The 15,257-nt window shown below is 64.9% G+C and carries 15 protein-coding genes and 1 pseudogene; 11 read left to right on the top strand and 5 right to left on the bottom strand.

The annotated features are described in order from the left end of the window. The first annotated feature begins 21 nt into the window (after positions 1–21). The 6 genes from tilS to ispD all read left to right on the top strand — a co-directional run bounded on the left by tilS (position 22) and on the right by ispD (position 6,453). Positions 22–1,347: a tRNA lysidine(34) synthetase TilS gene (gene tilS / locus D7325_RS10980; RefSeq protein ID WP_120995621.1), complete on the top strand. Its 1,326-nt coding sequence runs from the start codon at positions 22–24 to the stop codon at positions 1,345–1,347. Between the two features lie 150 nt (positions 1,348–1,497). Further along, on the top strand, positions 1,498–3,129 hold the full coding sequence (locus tag D7325_RS10975) for a CTP synthase (protein WP_120995620.1): 1,632 nt from the start codon (positions 1,498–1,500) through the stop codon (positions 3,127–3,129). Next, positions 3,126–3,971, top strand: a complete 846-nt coding sequence (kdsA, locus tag D7325_RS10970) for a 3-deoxy-8-phosphooctulonate synthase (RefSeq protein WP_120995619.1) — start codon at positions 3,126–3,128, stop codon at positions 3,969–3,971. Before D7325_RS10975 ends, kdsA begins: the two co-directional genes overlap by 4 nt. Before the next feature lie 38 nt (positions 3,972–4,009). Then, on the top strand, positions 4,010–5,299 hold the full coding sequence (eno, locus tag D7325_RS10965) for a phosphopyruvate hydratase (protein ID WP_120995618.1): 1,290 nt from the start codon (positions 4,010–4,012) through the stop codon (positions 5,297–5,299). Between the two features lie 168 nt (positions 5,300–5,467). Then, positions 5,468–5,746: a septum formation initiator family protein gene (locus tag D7325_RS10960; protein WP_120995617.1), complete on the top strand. Its 279-nt coding sequence runs from the start codon at positions 5,468–5,470 to the stop codon at positions 5,744–5,746. Continuing rightward, positions 5,743–6,453 (top strand): 2-C-methyl-D-erythritol 4-phosphate cytidylyltransferase, encoded by a 711-nt coding sequence (gene ispD, locus D7325_RS10955; RefSeq protein WP_120995616.1) that lies wholly within the window; start codon positions 5,743–5,745, stop codon positions 6,451–6,453. The genes D7325_RS10960 and ispD overlap by 4 nt, the downstream gene beginning before the upstream one ends. 6 nt (positions 6,454–6,459) lie before the next feature. Here ispD and D7325_RS10950 read toward each other — a convergent pair whose 3' ends face one another. From D7325_RS10950 to D7325_RS10940, 3 genes and pseudogenes are all read right to left on the bottom strand, one after another. Continuing rightward, positions 6,460–7,617, bottom strand: a complete 1,158-nt coding sequence (locus D7325_RS10950; RefSeq protein ID WP_120995615.1) for a baeRF3 domain-containing protein — start codon at positions 7,615–7,617, stop codon at positions 6,460–6,462. Between the two features lie 52 nt (positions 7,618–7,669). After that, positions 7,670–7,972, bottom strand: a pseudogene (locus D7325_RS10945) (HPF/RaiA family ribosome-associated protein); the annotation flags it as partial. A gap of 126 nt (positions 7,973–8,098) precedes the next feature. Continuing rightward, positions 8,099–9,013: a LysR family transcriptional regulator gene (locus D7325_RS10940; RefSeq protein WP_120995613.1), complete on the bottom strand. Its 915-nt coding sequence runs from the start codon at positions 9,011–9,013 to the stop codon at positions 8,099–8,101. 103 nt (positions 9,014–9,116) lie between these two features. On the opposite strand from D7325_RS10940, the gene D7325_RS10935 reads away from it, so the two are divergent. Both D7325_RS10935 and fghA read left to right on the top strand, forming a co-directional pair. Continuing rightward, entirely contained in the window at positions 9,117–10,229 is a 1,113-nt protein-coding gene (locus tag D7325_RS10935) for an S-(hydroxymethyl)glutathione dehydrogenase/class III alcohol dehydrogenase (protein ID WP_120995612.1), read from the top strand. Positions 10,230–10,321: 92 nt separating this feature from the next. Next, positions 10,322–11,167 (top strand): S-formylglutathione hydrolase, encoded by an 846-nt coding sequence (fghA, locus tag D7325_RS10930; RefSeq protein WP_120995611.1) that lies wholly within the window; start codon positions 10,322–10,324, stop codon positions 11,165–11,167. 237 nt (positions 11,168–11,404) lie between these two features. On the opposite strand, the gene D7325_RS10925 is transcribed toward fghA, so the two are convergent. Both D7325_RS10925 and D7325_RS10920 read right to left on the bottom strand, forming a co-directional pair. Next, positions 11,405–12,454: an alkene reductase gene (locus D7325_RS10925; RefSeq protein ID WP_120995610.1), complete on the bottom strand. Its 1,050-nt coding sequence runs from the start codon at positions 12,452–12,454 to the stop codon at positions 11,405–11,407. Positions 12,455–12,489: 35 nt separating this feature from the next. Then, entirely contained in the window at positions 12,490–12,792 is a 303-nt protein-coding gene (locus D7325_RS10920; RefSeq protein ID WP_120995609.1) for an ArsR/SmtB family transcription factor, read from the bottom strand. A gap of 164 nt (positions 12,793–12,956) precedes the next feature. Between D7325_RS10920 and ispF the strand changes: the two genes are divergently transcribed. From ispF to surE, 3 genes are read left to right on the top strand one after another with little or no spacing between them, the layout of a single operon-like run. After that, positions 12,957–13,430: a 2-C-methyl-D-erythritol 2,4-cyclodiphosphate synthase gene (gene ispF, locus D7325_RS10915; RefSeq protein WP_120995608.1), complete on the top strand. Its 474-nt coding sequence runs from the start codon at positions 12,957–12,959 to the stop codon at positions 13,428–13,430. Next, positions 13,427–14,467: a tRNA pseudouridine(13) synthase TruD gene (gene truD / locus D7325_RS10910; RefSeq protein WP_120995607.1), complete on the top strand. Its 1,041-nt coding sequence runs from the start codon at positions 13,427–13,429 to the stop codon at positions 14,465–14,467. The genes ispF and truD overlap by 4 nt, the downstream gene beginning before the upstream one ends. Next, a complete protein-coding gene (gene surE, locus D7325_RS10905) occupies positions 14,467–15,216 on the top strand; it encodes a 5'/3'-nucleotidase SurE (RefSeq protein WP_120995606.1) in 750 nt (249 codons plus the stop codon). The genes truD and surE overlap by 1 nt, the downstream gene beginning before the upstream one ends. Positions 15,217–15,257: the final 41 nt, after the last annotated feature.

Here is a 15,257-nt window from a genome sequence, read left to right as displayed (position 1 = left end):
TCCCACAGCACCGCTGCCGCCATGCCTGATTCTCTGCCGCAGCGTCTCCTCGCTAACCTGCAACCCTGGCTCAGTGCGCCAGGGTTCAGGGTCGCGCTATCGGGTGGGCTCGATTCCACCGTTCTCCTGCACCTTCTCGTCACGCTGCGCCGGGAGCATCGGCTGCCGCCGATCCGTGCCGTGCACGTTCATCACGGCCTTCAGCAGGCTGCCGAAGACTGGGTTGCTCATTGCGCCCGGCTCTGCGCAGCGCTGGATATCGAGCTGGCGGTGGAGCGCGTGAATGTCCGCACGGGGGCGAGCCTGGAAGCCCAGGCGCGGGCTGCTCGCTATGAAGCCTTGGCCAAACACCTTGAAGCCGGCGAAGTATTGTTGACGGCGCAGCATCGCGATGATCAGGCCGAAACGGTGCTCTACCGTCTGGTCCGCGGCAGCGGCCTGCGCGGGCTGTGCGGCATGGCGCCTTCGCGTCCTTTTTCTGGCGGCGTCTTGCTGAGACCCTTGCTGGACGTGACCCGCGCCGAACTCGAACGTTACGCCCTCGTCCATCGGCTCGATTGGATCGACGATCCGAGCAACCTCGATACGGATCTTTCCCGCAACCTCTTGCGTCGCACCGTATTGCCAGCTTTGCAGGCGCGCTGGCCCCAGGCGCCGGCCGCGATCGCTCGCGCAGCCGACCATTTGCGTGAGGCCGATGGCTTGCTGGGCGATCTGGCCGAGCTCGACCTTGCCCTGGCGCGCGGCGGTTCACCGCTGCCCTGGCTCGATGTACCGAGCCTGGCGCTGGCGCCGCTGCGGGCGCTTTCCGAGGCACGCCAACGCAATGCTCTGCGCCATTGGCTGGCCGCCTTCAGCCGGATGCCGGACAGCGCTCACTGGGCCGGCTGGGCCTGCCTGCGCGATGCGGCGGTCGATCGGAATCCGGTCTGGGGCCTCGAAGGCGGCGAACTGCAACGCTCCCGCGACCGCGTCTGGTTCGTTCCTCGCGCCTGGTTGATTCCAGCCGTGGCGCCAGTGACATGGCATGACCCCGCTCGCGAGCTCGACCTGCCAGGCAATGGCCGGGTGGCGCCAGTCTCGAAGCTTTTAAACGGTGATCTGAACGCCGATTTGAACATTCGCTACCGCGTTGGCGGTGAGACGCTCCTCCTGCCGGGGCGCGGACGGCGCGACCTGAAGCGATTGCTGAGCGAGCGAGGCTGGCCGCCGTTCCTGCGCGCTCGCATCCCGTTGCTTTACCGGGGAGATGAGCTGATCGCGGTCGCCAACCTCACGAACGACGAGACGGGTCACCCGGTGTTGCGCTGGTCGCCCGACCGCCGGGAGTCGGGTTTGAGCTGGTAGGGCCTTTCCAGTAGACTACGCTCCCGTCTTATCCAAGCTTCTGCATGGCGCCAAGTGCCACGCAGGGTTTCGCCATGCCGCCACGAAGGCGCTGGCACCTTCGCTTTCCCCAGCGGCGCCAGCCGCTTAACGCAGACTTCTAGGGTTCTTATGACGCGCTACATCTTCGTCACGGGTGGTGTTGTTTCTTCATTGGGGAAGGGCATCGCCTCGGCATCTTTGGCGGCCATCCTGGAGGCGCGGGGCCTGAAGGTCACGATGCTCAAGCTGGACCCTTATATCAACGTCGATCCGGGCACCATGAGCCCGTTCCAGCACGGCGAAGTCTTCGTCACCCACGACGGCGCCGAGACCGACCTCGATCTTGGGCATTACGAGCGGTTCATCCGCACGACCATGACCCAGAACAACAACTTCACCACCGGTCGCGTCTACGAGGACGTGCTGCGGCGCGAGCGTCGTGGCGATTACCTCGGCGCGACCATCCAGGTCATCCCCCACATCACCGACGAGATCAAGCGGCGCATCATCAAGGGTGCCGGCGATGCGGATGTCGCGCTGGTCGAGATCGGCGGCACCGTCGGTGACATCGAATCCCAGCCGTTCCTCGAGGCGATCCGCCAGCTGCGCGTGGAAGTGGGTGCCAAGCGCGCCATGCTGATGCACCTCACGCTGGTGCCTTACATCGCCACGGCGGGTGAAACCAAGACCAAGCCGACCCAGCACTCCGTGAAAGAGCTGCGCTCCATCGGCCTGCAGCCCGATGTGCTCATCTGTCGCTCCGATCATCCGATCGACATGTCCTCGCGGCGCAAGATCGCGCTGTTCACCAACGTTGAAGAGCGCGCTGTCATCGGGCTCGAGGATGTCGACACCATCTACAAGATCCCAGGCGTGCTGCATGCTCAGGGGCTCGACGATTACGTCGTCGAGCGCTTCGGCCTGGAATGCGGCGGCGCCGACCTGTCCGAGTGGGACCGGGTCGTCGACGCGAAGCTCAACCCTGAGAAAGAAGTCACCATCGCCATGGTCGGCAAGTACATGGAACTTCTGGATGCCTACAAATCTCTGATCGAGGCGCTGAGCCACGCGGGCATACAGAGTCGTACCAAGGTGAACGTACGCTACATCGATTCGGAAGACATCGAGACCCAGGGCACCGGGCTGCTCGAAGGAATGGACGCCATCCTCGTGCCGGGCGGATTCGGCCTGCGCGGGGTCGAGGGCAAGATCACCACGGTCAAATATGCCCGGGAAAACAAGATCCCGTATCTCGGCATCTGCCTGGGCATGCAGGTGGCGGTCATCGAATATGCGCGTGACGTGCTCGGCTGGACCGATGCGAACTCGACGGAGTTCGACCGCAACAGCGCTCATCCGGTGGTCGGCCTGATTACCGAGTGGGCCGATGCGACCGGTTCCAAGGAAACCCGCACCGAAGCGTCCGATCTGGGCGGCACCATGCGCCTTGGTGCTCAGGAGTGCCAGCTGGAACCCGCCTCCCATGTCCACGACTGCTATGGCAAGGATCGTATCGTCGAGCGCCATCGCCATCGCTACGAGGTGAACAACAACCTGCTGCCGCAGATTCAGGCCGCCGGCCTGCGCATCACCGGCCGTTCCGGTGACGGCGCGCTGGTCGAGGTGGTAGAGGCGCCGGATCATCCCTGGTTCGTGGCGTGCCAGTTCCACCCGGAATTCACCTCGACACCGCGTGACGGTCACCCGCTGTTCAGCGGTTTCGTCAACGCCGCTCTGACCTACAAGGGAAGCAAGGCATGACTCAGAAGACCATCCGTGTCGGCCAGATCGACGTCGCCAACGACAAGCCCTTCGTGCTGTTCGGCGGGATGAACGTGCTCGAGTCCCGCGACCTCGCCATGCAGATCTGCGAGGCCTATGTGGAAGTCACCGGCAAGCTCGGCATTCCCTACGTCTTCAAGGCCAGCTTCGACAAGGCCAATCGGTCCTCAATCAATTCCTTCCGTGGCCCGGGCCTGGACGAAGGGTTGAAGATCTTCGAAGAGATCAAGAAGACCTTCAACGTCCCGGTCATCACCGACGTGCACGAGCCCTACCAGGCGCAGCCTGTCGCCGAGGTCTGCGACGTCATCCAGTTGCCGGCCTTCCTGTCGCGGCAAACCGACCTGGTGGTGGCGATGGCCAAGACGGGGGCGGTGATCAATATCAAGAAAGCCCAGTTCCTTGCACCCCAGGAAATGAAGCACATCCTCGCCAAGTGCGAGGAAGCCGGAAATGAACAGCTCATCCTCTGCGAGCGGGGTTCGTCGTTCGGTTACAACAATCTGGTCGTCGACATGCTCGGCTTCGGCATCATGAAGCAGTTCCAGTACCCGCTGATCTTCGACGTCACTCATGCCTTGCAGATGCCCGGCGGCCGAGCCGATTCCGCCGGCGGCCGCCGTGCGCAGGTGACCGATCTGGCCAAGGCCGGTCTGAGCCAAGGGCTTGCCGGCCTGTTCCTCGAGGCGCATCCGGACCCTGAACAGGCCAAGTGCGACGGCCCTTGCGCCCTGCGGTTGAACAAGCTCGAGCCGTTCCTGACGCAGCTCAAGCGCCTCGATGACCTGATCAAGAGCTTTCCGCCAATCGAAACCGCTTGAAGCCCCTGCTTGAAGCCACTTATGGAGTGTTGATAACAATGGCAAAAATCGTCGACATCAAGGGACGTGAGGTTCTGGACTCGCGCGGCAATCCAACCGTCGAAGCGGACGTGATCCTCGACAACGGCATCGTCGGCAGCGCCTGCGCCCCGTCTGGCGCCTCCACCGGCTCCCGCGAGGCGCTGGAGCTGCGTGATGGCGACAAGAGCCGTTATCTGGGCAAAGGCGTGCTCAAGGCGGTCGGCAATATCAACGGACCGATTCGCGACCTCCTGCTGGGCAAGGATCCGGCGGACCAGAAGGCCCTCGACCGCGCGATGATCGAGCTGGACGGCACCGAGAACAAGGCCAAGCTGGGCGCCAATGCCATCCTCGCCGTGTCGCTGGCCGCCGCCAAAGCCGCAGCGCAGGATGCCGATTTGCCGCTGTACGCGCACATCGCCAACCTCAACGGCACGCCTGGCCAGTACTCCATGCCGGTGCCGATGATGAACATCATCAATGGCGGCGAGCACGCCGATAACAACGTCGACATCCAGGAGTTCATGGTCCAGCCGGTCGGCGCGAAGAGTTTCGCCGACGCGCTGCGCATGGGCGCGGAGATCTTCCACCACCTCAAGGCGGTGCTGAAGGCGCGCGGGCTCAATACGGCGGTGGGCGACGAGGGCGGTTTCGCCCCGAACCTGGCATCCAACGAGGATGCTCTGGGTGCCATCGCCGAAGCGGTGGAAAAGGCGGGCTACAAGCTCGGCAGCGACATCACCCTGGCCTTGGACTGCGCCTCGAGCGAGTTCTACAAGGACGGCCAGTACAACCTGTCCGGCGAGGGCAAGACGTTCGACGCCAACGGTTTCGCCGATTACCTGGCCGGGCTGACTCAGCGTTACCCGATCATCTCCATCGAAGATGGCATGGACGAGTCCGACTGGAACGGTTGGAAGGCACTGACCGACAAGATCGGCGAGAAGGTCCAGCTCGTCGGCGACGATCTCTTCGTCACCAACACGAAGATCCTCAAGGAAGGTATCGACAAGGGCATCGCCAACTCGATCCTGATCAAGTTCAATCAGATCGGCTCGCTGACCGAGACGCTCGAAGCCATCCAGATGGCCAAGGCTGCCGGCTACACCGCGGTGATTTCGCATCGCTCCGGCGAAACCGAGGACAGCACCATCGCCGATCTGGCGGTCGGTACCGCGGCGGGCCAGATCAAGACCGGCTCGCTCTGCCGTTCGGATCGGGTGTCCAAGTACAACCAGTTGCTGCGCATCGAAGAACAACTGGGCGGAAAGGCCGCTTACCGTGGCCGCAGCGAGTTCCGCGGCTGATCGAAGGCGTGATAAAAGGGCGGCCCTTGCCGCCCTTTTCAATGGCACTGACCCCCATGTATTCGTCCCGACCCGTTTTCGCTCCCATTCGATCCCGTTCGATCCGTGCTCGCGCGGCCGTCGTCAGGGTTGTTGGGGGCCTGCGCCCGTCGGTATCCGGGGTTCGCCATGCGTAGCCGTTACTGGATTTTCATCGGGCTGCTGCTGGTGCTGGGCGGCCTTCAATACCGTCTCTGGGTTGGCGAGGGCAGCTTGGCGCAGGTCACTGAACTCAAGCGCCAGATTGCCGAACAGCGCGGCGAGAACGAGCGATTGCTCGAGCGCAACCGTCTCATGGAAGCGGAAGTGATGGAACTCAAGGAAGGGATGGAAACCGTCGAGGAACGCGCCCGCCACGAACTCGGCATGCTCAAGGAAGGGGAAACCCTTTACCAGCTGACCGAATGAACCCTCCTTCTTCTCTGCCGTTCTGGTGCGTCGTCCCCGCGGCCGGCGTTGGCAGTCGCATGCGGGCCGATCGGCCCAAGCAGTACCTGACCCTTTCCGGGCGGACCATTCTCGAACACACCCTTGCACGGCTGCTGGCTCAGCCGGGGCTGCAGCGCGTGGTCGTCAGCCTTTCCTCCGACGACCCTTACTGGCCGCATGTTGCACAGGCTGCCGACGAGCGGGTGTGGACCGCACCCGGCGGCAAGGAGCGCGCCGACTCGGTGCTCAGTGCGTTGGACCGGCTGGTGGCCGCTGGCGTGAATGAGCACGCCTGGGTGCTGGTGCATGACGCTGCTCGTCCGAACCTGGCTCCAGAAGACCTGGCGCGCCTGCTCGCGACGCTGGCCGACGACCCGGTGGGCGGCCTGCTTGCCGGGCCGAGTCGCGACACTCTCAAGCTCATCGGTCCCGACGGGCGCGTCGTGCAGACGCTCGACCGCGCCGCGATCTGGCAGGCCTACACGCCCCAGATGTTTCGTCTCGGCCTGCTGCGCGCCGCCCTGAGCGATGCGCTGGCAGCCTGCACCCAGGTGACCGACGAAGCATCGGCCATGGAGCGTCTCGGTTATTCCCCGCGACTGGTCGAGGGGCGGACCGACAACATCAAGGTTACCCGGCCGGAAGACCTGGAGTGGCTACAGCGGGCCTGGGGCGACCCGCTGTAGTTCGCTTCAGTAGCGGTAGAGGGCGGCCACGCCGCTCTTGGTCGGCATGCGGTCCTTGGGCACCACCACTACGTCTCCGCCGTGCTCGAAGGTCCAGACCGTCAGTTCGTCGAGCAGGTCGGGGGTCGTGGCCGATTGCGCCGTGGCTGGCAATGCCTTGCCCTCCGTCGGATCGGCCTGGCCGGGTATCTGCCGCTCGGCCTCGACCAGCAGGGTCGCCACGCGGCCTTCGACGATCGAGTGGCCGATCTCTTCGATTTCATCGGTCGCCAGGCCCTGGCCGCGGGATTCGCCAAATTGATCGAGCAGGCCCGTCAGGCGTTTCAGGTATCTGGGCTGCATGACGTCCCAGCTCAACTGACGCAGTTCGTCCCGGCCGAGCAGTGCATGGTCTTTCTCGATGCCCTCCGGCAGCAGGAAGGTGTTGTGGCTGAGCTTGCGGAAAACGGCCTGATGCTCCGGCAACGCAGCGAGAATCAGGGGCAGGCCGCTTGGCTTGGAGTGATGTTCGAGGATCGCCTTGTCGACTTCGCGAAAGAAGCGCTCGCGGTCGCGGTCGATCTCATCCTGGCGCCCGGCGCCGCCCGCTTCCATCTGCATCGGGTCGCCGCGTTCGCTGGCGCGGCTGAACCCCTGCGGAAAGCCGGACTGGCCTTTTTCCGTCAGCTCGCGCCCAAGCGCCTCCTCGAGGGTGGCCGGCACGCCATCGGCCAGGCGGATTTCGTCGATACCGTCACGGTTGCCCTCGTAGAGCTTCACCGAGTCGAGCGTGATGGCGAGTATCTGGTAGCGATCGGCCGATTGTGCGATGCGCAGCAGAGGCTTGACGTGCATGCGGTCGTTCGCGACCGCCAGCTCCGGGACCTTGCGTTGCAGGCGGAACCACTCGAAGTAACCCGGCGCGGCAAACACGGCCAGGCCGTCGCGATTCGAATTCCAGAAATCGACGTCGTCGATCAGCTTATGGAAGGGCGCCGTGAGCGACTGGTAGTCGGTAACTCCCTGCTTTTTCAGCGAATCTTCAAGTTGGCGGACGAGCTGCTTGAAGCGGATGGGGTCCTGCTCGCGCTCGGGGAAGCTGCGATGCGTGGGTTGGTACAGCGAGAGGCAGGGTTTTTCCTTCACGGCCAGAAGGCGTTTGAGCGTTTCACGGGTCAGTGACATGAGGCACCTCGTAACGGAGTGATCAGCGTCAGGTCTGTTGTGCTCAGCGGCTGAGCTTGCCGATGGTGTGCTCCAGCGCATGGGTCATCTTGGTGGCGGCGCCATCGATCGCCAGGTCGAGGGACTCGGCCTTGTGCGTTACCGATAGCGGATCGTGGTGCTTCATTCGCGCCTCGATCTGGCAACGCTTGTCCTGCGGGCCGGATTTGCCCGCGTTTTCGTCGTTGATGTGTACCTCCACCCGGGTGAGGAAGTCTTCGAAACGCTCGAGTTCGCTCTCCAGGGTGGCGCGAATGCTGTCTTCCAGGCCCTGAGTCACGTCGATGCTCTGATTGCTATTCACTTGGATGTGCATGGAGGTCTCCTGAATGGCGCAAGGCGCAGTGGGGCGCAAAAGGGCGGTCGGCCCTTTGCAGTTACGACGGGAGGACCTCGAGAGGGTTCCGATCGATCCGCCCATCGGTCAGCAGCGCCGCTGCGCTCAGGGTCTGGGGGCGGAAACCGGTCGGTACTCCGGTCGCTGGGCGAGGCCGGCCTTCAGCGCTTCGATCAGTTGCGCCACCTTGGCCGAGAGCAGGCGGCGCTGCGGGTAGACCGCCCAGACGGCCGTGTTCGGCGGCTGGTTGGTCTCCAGCAGCGAGACCAGCCGACCCTGGCGCAGTGGCTCCAGTACGTAGTAGTCCGGCAGCTGACAGAGGCCGAAGCCGCGCAGCGTCGCGTCGAGCACCGCCTCGCCGCTGTTGCAGCGCCAGTTGCCGGTTGGCCGGATGCTGTGCTCGCGATTGTCCTGGCGAAAGGTCCAGACATCGCTGGTGCCGATCAGGCAGTTATGCTGCGCCAGTTCCGAGAGGGTGTGCGGGCGTCCGTAGCGCGCCAGGTACTCCGGCGCTGCGCAGAGGTACATCGCCCGTGGCGCCAGGCGGGTCGCCACCAGGCTGGAGTCGTTCAGGCGGCCAAGGCGAATGGCCAGGTCGTAGCCCTCCTGGACGAGATCGAGCGTGCGGTTGGTGAGTTCGATCTCGACCCGCAACCGAGGGTGGCGCCCCATGAATTCGTTGACCAGCGGCACGATGAAACGCTCGCCGTACGCGACCGCCGCCGTCATGCGGAGCAGGCCGGTCGGGGCGCTGTTCAGGTCGCTGACCGCCTGGAAGGCCTGGTTGCGTTCTTCGATCAGGCGCTGGCAGCGGACATAAAACGCCTGCCCGGCTTCGGTGAGCGACACCCGCCGGGTGGTGCGGTACAGCAGCCGCGCCTGGAGCCGTTCTTCCAGGCGTGCGATCTGGCGGCTGACATGCGACGACGACACCCGCAACCGCTCGGCCGCCCGCAAGAAGCCGCCCGTTTCCACCACGGCGACGAACTCGTCCAGACCATCCCAGCCATGCGTTTCCATCGATTATCCCTGTGTGGCACCAATCTATTACCTGGGTGGTGATTATCCCTGCCTGGCGCTGAATTACACTCGCTGCTTCACGTTCTCTGCCTGGAGTCCCGCCATGATCAAGTCGCGCGCTGCCGTCGCCTTCGGCCCCAATCAACCGTTGCAGATCGTCGAGGTGGACGTGGCGCCGCCGAAGGCCGGCGAGGTACTGGTCCGCATCGTCGCGACCGGCGTGTGCCATACCGATGCCTACACGCTCTCCGGGCAGGATTCCGAAGGCGTATTCCCCTGCATCCTCGGCCACGAGGGTGGCGGTATCGTCGAGGCGGTCGGCGAGGGCGTCACCTCGGTGGCGGTGGGCGACCACGTGATCCCGCTGTACACGGCCGAATGCCGCCAGTGCAAATTCTGCAAATCCGGCAAGACCAACCTGTGCAGCTCGGTGCGCGCGACCCAGGGCAAGGGCCTGATGCCGGACGGCACCACGCGGTTCTCCTACAACGGTGAGCCGGTCTACCACTACATGGGCACCTCGACCTTCTCCGAATACACCGTGCTGCCCGAGGTGTCGGTAGCCAAGATTCCGACCGAGGCGCCGCTGGAGAAGGTCTGCCTGCTCGGCTGCGGGGTCACCACCGGCATCGGCGCGGTGCTCAACACCGCCAAGGTGGAAGAGGGTGCGACTGTCGCCATCTTCGGTCTCGGCGGCATCGGTCTGGCGGCGATCATCGGCGCCAAGATGGCCAAGGCCAGCCGCATCATCGCGATCGACATCAACCCGTCCAAGTTCGCCATCGCCGAGGAGCTGGGCGCGACCGATTTCGTCAACCCGAAGGACCACGACAAGCCGATCCAGGAGGTCATCGTCGAGATGACCGATGGCGGCGTGGATTACAGCTTCGAGTGCGTCGGCAACGTACAGCTGATGCGGGCGGCGCTGGAGTGCTGCCACAAGGGCTGGGGCGAATCGACCATCATCGGCGTGGCGCCCGCCGGCCAGGAAATCAGCACCCGGCCGTTCCAGCTGGTCACCGGGCGCGTCTGGCGCGGCTCGGCCTTCGGTGGCGTCAAGGGCCGCACCGAGCTGCCGAGCTATGTGGAAAAGGCGCAGAAGGGCGACATCCCGCTGGATACCTTCATCACCCACACCATGGGGCTGGAGGACATCAACCAGGCGTTCGATCTGATGCACGAAGGCAAGAGCATCCGCACCGTCATCCATTTCTGACCAGTAGGGTGGATAACGCCGTCGCCGGGCGGCTTATCCGCCTCGATTGGTGGAAAACACTTCGCGGTTTCCACCCTACGTGAGGCCTGCCTATGACCCTTGAAAACCTTTCCTGCCAGAAAAGCTTCGGCGGCTGGCACAAGCGCTATCGCCATCGCTCGACGTCACTCAATTGCGACATGGTCTTCGCCGTCTACCTGCCGCCGCAGGCCGAGCAGGGCGAAACGCTGCCGGTGCTCTACTGGTTGTCGGGCCTGACCTGCACGGACGAGAACTTCATGCAGAAGGCCGGCGCCTTCCGCGCCGCGGCCGAGCTGGGGCTGATCATCGTTGCGCCGGATACCAGTCCGCGCGGCGAAGGCGTGCCGGACGATCCCGACGGCGCCTGGGATTTCGGCCTTGGTGCCGGCTTCTACGTGAACGCGACCCAGGAGCCCTGGACGCGGCATTACCGCATGCACGACTACGTGGTGCAGGAATTGCCGGCGCTGATCGAGGCGAGCTTCCCGGTATCCGATCGCCGCGGCATCGCCGGGCATTCCATGGGCGGCCACGGCGCGCTGGTCTGCGCCTTGCGCAATCCGGGGCGCTATCGGTCGGTATCGGCTTTCGCACCCATCACCCACCCGACGGAATGTCCGTGGGGCGAGAAGGCTTTCAGCCGCTATCTCGGCGAAGACCGTTCGAAATGGCGCGAGTGGGACGCCTGCGCGCTCATCGCCGATGCGCCCGAGCGCTTGCCGATCCTGGTCGACCAAGGCGACCGAGACGATTTCCTGAGCAGCCAGCTCAAGCCTGAGGCGCTCGAATCCGCCGCACAGGCCGCCGGGCATCCGCTGACCCTGCGCATGCAGCCCGGCTACGACCACAGTTATTTCTTCATCGCCAGCTTCATCGAGGACCACCTGCGCCATCACGCCGAGGCCTTGAAGGCGTAGGGTGGATGACGGCGCAGCCTCATCCACGCGTGCGGTTGGGCCGATGGCTGGCGCATGACACAACGACACGCGTGGAAAACGCTTCGCGGTTTTCCACCCTGCGCTGCTGCCCGTCCGCGACGGCGCGCTTGGATCATCGATTGATGCTGACAGCGATCGCGGGGTGCACCTGACTGCTCGGCGCAGAAACAAAAAAGGCCCGGCCGGGAAACCGGTCGGGCCTTCCATCGCTGGGAGCTAGAGCGACGGATAATCGGTATAGCCCTGGGCGCCCTTGGCGTAGAACAGCTCCGGCCGGGGCTCGTTGAGCGGCGCATCCTGGCGTAGACGCTCGACCAGGTCAGGGTTGGCGATGTACGGAATGCCGAATGCCACGGCGTCGGCCTTGCCTTCGGCCAGCCAGGCATTGGCCTGCTCCCTGGTGAAGCGTTCGTTAGCGATGTAGACGCCGCCGAATTGCTGCTTGAGCTGCGGCCCCAGGCTGTCTTCGCCGGCCTTCTCGCGGGTGCAGATGAAGGCAATGCCGCGCTTGCCCAGTTCGCGTGCCACGTAGCCGAAGGTTTCCGGTCGGTTGGAATCACCCATGTCGTGCGAATCGGCGCGCGGTGCGAGGTGAACGCCGACCCGGCCTGCGCCCCAGACAGAGACGGCCGCATCGGTCACTTCGAGCAGAAGCCGTGCGCGGTTTTCCAGCGAGCCACCGTACAGGTCGGTGCGCCGGTTGGTGCTGTCCTGCAGGAACTGGTCGAGCAGGTAGCCATTGGCGCCGTGAATCTCCACGCCGTCGAAGCCGGCTTCCTTGGCATTCTCCGCGCCTTTGCGATAGGCCTCGACGATGCCGGGGATCTCGTGGGTTTCCAGTGCGCGGGGTGTTTCGTAGTCCTTCATCGGGCGGACCAGGCTGACGTGGCCGGCCGGCTTGAGGGCGCTGGGCGCGACGGGCAGCGCGCCGTCGAGGTAGATCGGGTCGGAAATGCGGCCGACATGCCACAGCTGCAGAACGATCTTGCCGCCCTTGGCGTGGACCGCGTCGGTGATCTTCCTCCAGCCCTGGACCTGTTCGGCGGACCAGATGCCGGGCGTGTCGGGGTAGCCCACGCCCATCGGGGTGACCGACGTCGCCTCGCTGATGATCAGCCCGGCATCCGCCCGCTGGGTGTAGTACTCGACCATGAGGTCGCCGGGCACGCGTCCGGGTTCGGCTCGGCAACGGGTCAGCGGCGCCATGATGATGCGGTTGGGCAGCTCGAGATCGCCAATCGTGATGGGGTCGAACAGGGTGGTCATGGGGTGTCGCTCCTTATCGAAACGGGGTTCGCTCGTCAGAGATGGTCGGCGAGGTGGCGTACCAGCGCCTGGATCGCCGCCTCGTCGCGCTTGAAAAAATGCCATTGGCCGACCTTGCGGCTGCTGACCAGGCCGGCACGCTGCAAGGTGGCCAGGTGCGCCGACACGGTAGATTGCGACAGCTTGCAGCGTCGCTCGATCTGTCCGGCACAGACGCCGATGTCCAGTGGATGCTCCTGGTCAGCGAACCAGCGGGCGGGCTCTTTCAGCCAGCGCAGAATGTCTCGCCGCACGGGATGCGCCAGGGCTTTGAGAACGGCATCGAGGGAGTCGGTCATCGTTGGCCTTCATCGTGTCGAGGCGAACCTTATATCGCCTCGCGACGATACAGGATCGATTCGGTTAATAGTGCGGATCGCCAGCGTCGATCGGCGATTCACGACCCGGACGCGGGCATCGGTCGCTCCTGTAGAATGCGCGGCCTCAACGAGCAGGAGTCAGTATGCGCATCGGTCATGGCTATGACGTTCATCGCTTCGGCGAAGGTGACTTCATCACGCTGGGCGGGATTCATATCGCCCATTCTCGCGGGCTGGTTGCCCATTCGGACGGTGACGTTCTGCTGCATGCCTTGAGCGACGCGCTGCTCGGGGCGGCGGCCCTTGGCGACATCGGCAAGCACTTCCCGGATACCGATCCGCGCTTCAAGGGCGCCGACAGCCGTGCGCTTCTGCGGCACGTCGTCGAACTCGTGCAGGCAGAGGGTTGGTGCGTCGGTAACGTGGACGCCACCATCGTTGCCCAGGCGCCGAAGATGGCGCCGCACATCGAAGCCATGCGCGGCTGCATCGCCGCGGATCTGCAGGTGGAACTCAGTCAGGTGAACGTCAAGGCGACGACTACCGAGAAGCTCGGTTTCGTCGGGCGCGAGGAGGGCATCGCGGTGCATGCGGTTGCCTTGCTGATCGCGCGATGACCGAGAACGAGCTGCTCGGACCGACCGCCCACGGCGCACCGCTCGGCCACGCCGTGCTCAAGGCGACCGCCGAGGATTTCCAGGTGGACGAAGTGCTCGAGATTCCGCTCTCGGGGCAGGGGGAGCACCTGTGGCTATGGGTGGAAAAGCGCAACCTCAATACCGAGGAGGCCGCCAGACGGTTGGCGAAAGCGGCTGGTGTGCCCCTGCGTGCGATCAGCTATGCCGGGCTCAAGGATCGTCAGGCGCTGACACGCCAATGGTTCAGCCTGCATCTGCCCGGCAAGGCCGACCCCGATTTCGGTCGTGCGCAGGACGAAACCCTCGCCGTGCTGCAACAGCGCCGCCATTCGCGAAAGCTCCAGCGCGGTGCGCACTCGGCGAACGGCTTCAGGTTGCGATTGACCTCGCTGCACGCCGATCGCGCCGCGCTGGATGCACGCCTGCAACGCCTGGCCGAGGCGGGCGTACCCAACTACTTCGGACCGCAGCGCTTCGGTCACGCGGGCGGCAACCTGGAGCAGGCCCGTCAGTTTGCCCAGCGCGGCGAGCTGCCCGCACAGCGCAACCTTCGCTCCCGCACGCTCTCGGCCGCGCGCAGCTACCTGTTCAACCGGGTGCTGGCCGAGCGGGTCGCGGCCGGGACCTGGGCCGTTGCGCAGGTCGGCGACCTGCTGTCGTTCACCGACAGCCGAAGCTTCTTCCCCGCCGGTCCCGAGCAGTGCGCCGACCCGCGGCTGGCACAGCTGGATGTGCACCCGACCGGGCCGCTATGGGGCGCTGGCGCATCGCCGGCTACGGACCAGGTGCACGCCTTGGAGCAGCGGATCGTCGCGGCCGAAACCGAGCTTGCCGTTTGGCTAGCCGGAGCGGGTCTGGCGCACGAACGGCGTATCCTCCGCCTCCCCATCAAGGGATTGTCGTGGCATTATCCGGCGCCTGACATTCTGCAACTGGAATTCGTCCTGCCGACCGGGTGTTTCGCCACCGCCGTGGTCCGTGAACTGGTCAGCCTGGCAGGACAGACGGATATCTGATGCGTATTTTGATCGCCAACGACGACGGGGTGTATGCACCCGGGCTCGCCGCGCTGCATGACGCGCTCGCGGATTACGCCGAGTGCACCGTCGTTGCGCCCATCCAGGACATGAGCGGCGCCAGCAGCGCACTGACGCTCGACCGCCCGCTGCATCCGGTGGTCTTGCCGAACGGCTTCATCGGCCTCAACGGCTCGCCGACCGATTGCGTCCACCTGGGCCTGAACGGCTTGCTGGATCCGGTTCCCGACGCGGTCGTCTCGGGCATCAACCTTGGCGCCAACCTGGGCGACGACGTTTTGTATTCCGGCACCGTGGCGGCGGCGATCGAGGGGCGCTTCACCGGTCGTCCCGCTTTCGCGTTCTCGCTCGTTTCCCGCTCGCCGGAGCATCTGCCGACCGCGGCCCGCATCGCACGCACCTTGATCGAGGCGCAGGATCGTCTCGATCTGCCGGAGCGCACGGTGCTCAGCGTCAACGTTCCCAACCTGCCGCTCGACCATATCCGCGGCATCCAGCTGACGCGTCTGGGCCACCGCCGACGCGCCCGTCCGCCGGTAAAGCAGGCCAATCCCCGCGGCAAGGAAGGCTACTGGATCTCCGCGGCAGGCGACGCGGAGGACGGCGGTCCCGGCACCGACTTTCACGCTGTCATGCAGGGCTATGTGTCCATCACCCCGCTGCAGCTCGATCGCACCTTTCATGAAGCCTTCAAGGGACTCGACCGCTGGATGGAGGGCCTGCTGTGATTCATCGCGGCCATGATGACCGGCTTCGCCACGGTACCGGC

This window comes from Stutzerimonas urumqiensis (assembly GCF_003640395.1).
In the GTDB taxonomy this organism is placed as follows: domain Bacteria; phylum Pseudomonadota; class Gammaproteobacteria; order Pseudomonadales; family Pseudomonadaceae; genus Stutzerimonas; species Stutzerimonas urumqiensis.
Note: the sequence above shows the minus strand (reverse complement) of the source record. Positions and strands in the feature narration are given on the sequence as shown.

What these genes read in the sequence shown, in the direction of transcription:
- tilS (WP_120995621.1), top strand. Translation starts at nt 22, where the DNA reads ATGCCTGATTCTCTGCCGCAGCGTCTCCTCGCTAACCTGCAACCCTGG.
- D7325_RS10935 (WP_120995612.1), top strand. Translation starts at nt 9,117, where the DNA reads ATGATCAAGTCGCGCGCTGCCGTCGCCTTCGGCCCCAATCAACCGTTG.
- ispD (WP_120995616.1), top strand. Translation starts at nt 5,743, where the DNA reads ATGAACCCTCCTTCTTCTCTGCCGTTCTGGTGCGTCGTCCCCGCGGCC.
- surE (WP_120995606.1), top strand. Translation starts at nt 14,467, where the DNA reads ATGCGTATTTTGATCGCCAACGACGACGGGGTGTATGCACCCGGGCTC.
- ispF (WP_120995608.1), top strand. Translation starts at nt 12,957, where the DNA reads ATGCGCATCGGTCATGGCTATGACGTTCATCGCTTCGGCGAAGGTGAC.
- D7325_RS10950 (WP_120995615.1), bottom strand. Translation starts at nt 7,617, where the DNA reads ATGTCACTGACCCGTGAAACGCTCAAACGCCTTCTGGCCGTGAAGGAA.
- D7325_RS10975 (WP_120995620.1), top strand. Translation starts at nt 1,498, where the DNA reads ATGACGCGCTACATCTTCGTCACGGGTGGTGTTGTTTCTTCATTGGGG.
- fghA (WP_120995611.1), top strand. Translation starts at nt 10,322, where the DNA reads ATGACCCTTGAAAACCTTTCCTGCCAGAAAAGCTTCGGCGGCTGGCAC.
- D7325_RS10925 (WP_120995610.1), bottom strand. Translation starts at nt 12,454, where the DNA reads ATGACCACCCTGTTCGACCCCATCACGATTGGCGATCTCGAGCTGCCC.
- truD (WP_120995607.1), top strand. Translation starts at nt 13,427, where the DNA reads ATGACCGAGAACGAGCTGCTCGGACCGACCGCCCACGGCGCACCGCTC.
- kdsA (WP_120995619.1), top strand. Translation starts at nt 3,126, where the DNA reads ATGACTCAGAAGACCATCCGTGTCGGCCAGATCGACGTCGCCAACGAC.
- D7325_RS10960 (WP_120995617.1), top strand. Translation starts at nt 5,468, where the DNA reads ATGCGTAGCCGTTACTGGATTTTCATCGGGCTGCTGCTGGTGCTGGGC.
- eno (WP_120995618.1), top strand. Translation starts at nt 4,010, where the DNA reads ATGGCAAAAATCGTCGACATCAAGGGACGTGAGGTTCTGGACTCGCGC.
- D7325_RS10920 (WP_120995609.1), bottom strand. Translation starts at nt 12,792, where the DNA reads ATGACCGACTCCCTCGATGCCGTTCTCAAAGCCCTGGCGCATCCCGTG.
- D7325_RS10940 (WP_120995613.1), bottom strand. Translation starts at nt 9,013, where the DNA reads ATGGAAACGCATGGCTGGGATGGTCTGGACGAGTTCGTCGCCGTGGTG.